The sequence below is a fragment of the Cupriavidus taiwanensis genome (genome assembly GCF_900250075.1).
Lineage (GTDB): Bacteria > Pseudomonadota > Gammaproteobacteria > Burkholderiales > Burkholderiaceae > Cupriavidus > Cupriavidus taiwanensis_C.
This window is the reverse complement of record NZ_LT977071.1, coordinates 1,195,861-1,199,197: the sequence shown is the minus strand read 5'-3', so window position 1 is coordinate 1,199,197 and position 3,337 is coordinate 1,195,861. Positions and strand designations below refer to the sequence as shown.

General features: G+C 52.9%; 1 tRNA gene and 1 rRNA gene (1 of these 2 cut by a window edge). Both read right to left on the bottom strand.

Annotated features, from left to right (window positions below):
- Positions 1 to 26: 26 nt before the first annotated feature.
- Positions 27 to 2,998: ribosomal RNA gene (locus tag CBM2588_RS21810) — 23S ribosomal RNA — on the bottom strand.
- Between the two features lie 300 nt (positions 2,999 to 3,298).
- Positions 3,299 to 3,337 (bottom strand) — tRNA-Ala (locus CBM2588_RS21805); it runs 37 nt beyond the window's last position.

The following is a 3,337-nucleotide window of genomic DNA, read 5'->3' as shown; positions in this document are numbered from 1 at the left end:
CTCACCAGGTGAAACACACTGGTTATAGGATCAAGCCTTACGGGCAATTAGTACTGGTTAGCTTAACGCATTACTGCGCTTCCACACCCAGCCTATCAACGTCCTGGTCTCGAACGACCCTTCAAGGAGGTCAAGCCTCCAGGGAATCCTCATCTTCAGGCGAGTTTCCCGCTTAGATGCTTTCAGCGGTTATCTCTTCCGTACATAGCTACCCTGCGATGCCTCTGGCGAGACAACAGGTACACCAGCGGTACGTCCACTCCGGTCCTCTCGTACTAGGAGCAGCCCCCGTCAAGATTCCAACGCCCACGGCAGATAGGGACCAAACTGTCTCACGACGTTTTAAACCCAGCTCACGTACCTCTTTAAATGGCGAACAGCCATACCCTTGGGACCGGCTACAGCCCCAGGATGAGATGAGCCGACATCGAGGTGCCAAACACCGCCGTCGATATGAACTCTTGGGCGGTATCAGCCTGTTATCCCCAGAGTACCTTTTATCCGTTGAGCGATGGCCCTTCCATTCAGAACCACCGGATCACTATGTCCTGCTTTCGCACCTGCTCGACTTGTCGGTCTCGCAGTTAAGCACGCTTTTGCCATTGCACTTTAGGTACGATGTCCGACCGTACCAAGCGTACCTTCGAACTCCTCCGTTACACTTTGGGAGGAGACCGCCCCAGTCAAACTGCCTACCATGCACTGTCCCCGACCCGGATTCACGGGCCAAGGTTAGAACCTCAAACAAACCAGGGTGGTATTTCAAGGACGGCTCCACGTGAACTGGCGTCCACGCTTCAAAGCCTCCCACCTATCCTACACAGATCGGTTCAAAGTCCAATGCAAAGCTACAGTAAAGGTTCATGGGGTCTTTCCGTCTAGCCGCGGGGAGATTGCATCATCACAAACACTTCAACTTCGCTGAGTCTCGGGAGGAGACAGTGTGGCCATCGTTACGCCATTCGTGCAGGTCGGAACTTACCCGACAAGGAATTTCGCTACCTTAGGACCGTTATAGTTACGGCCGCCGTTTACCGGGACTTCAATCAAGAGCTTGCACCCCATCATTTAATCTTCCGGCACCGGGCAGGCGTCACACCCTATACGTCCACTTTCGTGTTTGCAGAGTGCTGTGTTTTTATTAAACAGTCGCAGCCACCATTTTATTGCAACCCCTTCACCCTTCTGGCGCAGGCCAGTCAAGCTACCAGGGCGTACCTTATCCCGAAGTTACGGTACCAATTTGCCGAGTTCCTTCTCCCGAGTTCTCTCAAGCGCCTTAGAATACTCATCTCGCCCACCTGTGTCGGTTTGCGGTACGGTCTCGTATGACTGAAGCTTAGAGGCTTTTCTTGGAACCACTTCCAATTGCTTCGCAGCACTAGGCCGCTCGCCCCACATCCTTGAATCCCGCGCCCGGATTTGCCTGAGCGCCTTCTCCAATGCAGGGACCGGGACTTCCAACACCCGGACAACCTTCCGCGATCCGTCCCCCCATCGCATCATACGACGGTGCAGGAATATTAACCTGCTTCCCATCAGCTACGCATCTCTGCCTCGCCTTAGGGGCCGACTCACCCTACGCCGATGAACGTTGCGTAGGAAACCTTGGGCTTACGGCGAGGGGGCCTTTCACCCCCTTTATCGCTACTCATGTCAGCATTCGCACTTCTGATACCTCCAGCATCCTTTACAAGACACCTTCACAGGCTTACAGAACGCTCTCCTACCACGCGTACGCTCCTTTAAATCCACTAGCACAACCACCATCGATCATTGTTGGTGGCTTTGTCGATGCTGCGCATCGACAAGCTTGGTGCACTTAAAGGAGCGCACGCGTCCGCAGCTTCGGTATATAGCTTAGCCCCGTTACATCTTCCGCGCAGGACGACTCGATCAGTGAGCTATTACGCTTTCTTTAAAGGGTGGCTGCTTCTAAGCCAACCTCCTGACTGTTTTAGCCTTCCCACTTCGTTTCCCACTTAGCTATATTTGGGGACCTTAGCTGGCGGTCTGGGTTGTTTCCCTCTTGACACCGGACGTTAGCACCCGATGTCTGTCTCCCGTGATTGCACTCTTCGGTATTCGGAGTTTGCTATGGCGGGGTAATCAGCAATAGACCCCCCAACCATGACAGTGCTCTACCCCCGAAGGTGAGACACGAGGCACTACCTAAATAGTTTTCGGAGAGAACCAGCTATTTCCAGATTTGTTTAGCCTTTCACCCCTATCCACAGCTCATCCCCTAACTTTTCAACGTTAGTGGGTTCGGTCCTCCAGTACGTGTTACCGCACCTTCAACCTGGCCATGGATAGATCATCTGGTTTCGGGTCTACACCCAGCGACTCAACGCCCTGTTCGGACTCGCTTTCGCTACGCCTGCCCTAATCGGTTAAGCTTGCCACTGAATGTAAGTCGCTGACCCATTATACAAAAGGTACGCCGTCACCCCCGAAAGGGCTCCGACTGTTTGTATGCATGCGGTTTCAGGATCTATTTCACTCCCCTCCCGGGGTTCTTTTCGCCTTTCCCTCACGGTACTGGTTCACTATCGGTCGATCACGAGTATTTAGCCTTGGAGGATGGTCCCCCCATCTTCAGACAGGATTTCACGTGTCCCGCCCTACTTGTCGTACACCTAGTTCCACAATCGTGTTTTCGCATACAGGGCTATCACCTGCTATGGCCGGGCTTTCCATCCCGTTCTGCTAACACCACTGCTAAAGAGTACAAGGCTCTTCCCATTTCGTTCGCCACTACTTTGGGAATCTCGGTTGATTTCTGTTCCTGCAGCTACTTAGATGTTTCAGTTCGCCGCGTTCGCTTCCCACACCTATGAATTCAGTGTGGGATGACCCATACGGGCCGGGTTTCCCCATTCGGACATCTCCGGATCAAAGCTTGTTTGCCAGCTCCCCGAAGCTTTTCGCAGGCTACCGCGTCCTTCATCGCCTGTGATCGCCAAGGCATCCACCACATGCACTTGTTCGCTTGACCCTATAACAAGTGTGTCTCGAGGACACGCTCACTACAGGTTGAGTTCTCGCATTTGTGCCGTATTCCAAGTCATCTTTCGATCACTTTAAATACATTTTGGTTGATACAATCACAACCCGGTATCGCGTTTAACTACTGTGCTTCTCATCAAAGCACCGCGACACCTTTACTACATCCCATATTGTTAAAGAACAGCCGATCTTGCGATCGCTTGGCAATGCCAAAGGGAAGCATTCGCTCGAACGCTTTCCTTTGACAACCAAACCAAGGTACCAGGCGTTTCGCACCGCTCGTAAGCGGTGGTGGAGGATGACGGGATCGAACCGACGACCCCCTGCT